This window comes from Mesorhizobium sp. M7A.F.Ca.CA.002.05.1.1 (assembly GCF_003998335.1).
Lineage (GTDB): Bacteria > Pseudomonadota > Alphaproteobacteria > Rhizobiales > Rhizobiaceae > Mesorhizobium.
In genome coordinates this window covers 1-549 of sequence record NZ_RZQI01001596.1, presented here as the reverse complement: position 1 = coordinate 549, position 549 = coordinate 1, and the positions used below count along the sequence as shown (strand labels likewise).

At 65.4% G+C, this 549-nt stretch carries 1 protein-coding gene; it reads right to left on the bottom strand.

What is annotated here, in order from left to right; all coding sequences use genetic code 11:
* Positions 1-29: 29 nt before the first annotated feature.
* On the bottom strand, positions 30-549 hold a 520-nt coding region (locus EN939_RS37245; RefSeq protein ID WP_127272140.1), incomplete at its 5' end, for an MFS transporter.

The window sequence follows — 549 nt, the reverse complement described above, 5'->3', positions numbered from 1 at the left end:
CCGTGATATCAGAGGGATGCCCAATCCCGTCAGGACTTGCCGGCTTTGGCGAGCATGTCCTGCTCGCGGCGCGACTGTGCCAGCCAGTTATACACCGCGCCCCCGGCCATCAAGACGGATGTGCCCAGAAACACCGAGCGCATGCCGAAATGGCCGCCGGCAAAGCCGCCGAGCAGGGGACCGGCGACCTGCCCGACATACTGGGCGGAAATCGACAGGCCGAGCACATTGCCGCCGACCCCATCGGGAACATTGTGGCGGATCACGCTGGTGATGCAGGGCAAGAGCCCGCCCAGCGCCAGGCCCATCAGGAAACGCAGGCCGATGAGTTGCCAGCTTTGCGTGACGAAGGCCTGCGGGATCAGCAGCAGTGCCGAGACGGCAAGCGCGCCGATGATGACGTTCCAGTGGCCGACGCGGTCGGCGAGTTTGCCGAGGCGCGAAGCCGACAGGATGGCGCCAAGGGCCGCCGCCGACATGACGACGCCTGATATCAGCGTGACGCGGCTCTGGTCCTCGATGAGCTGCTGCACATAGACGGTGATGATC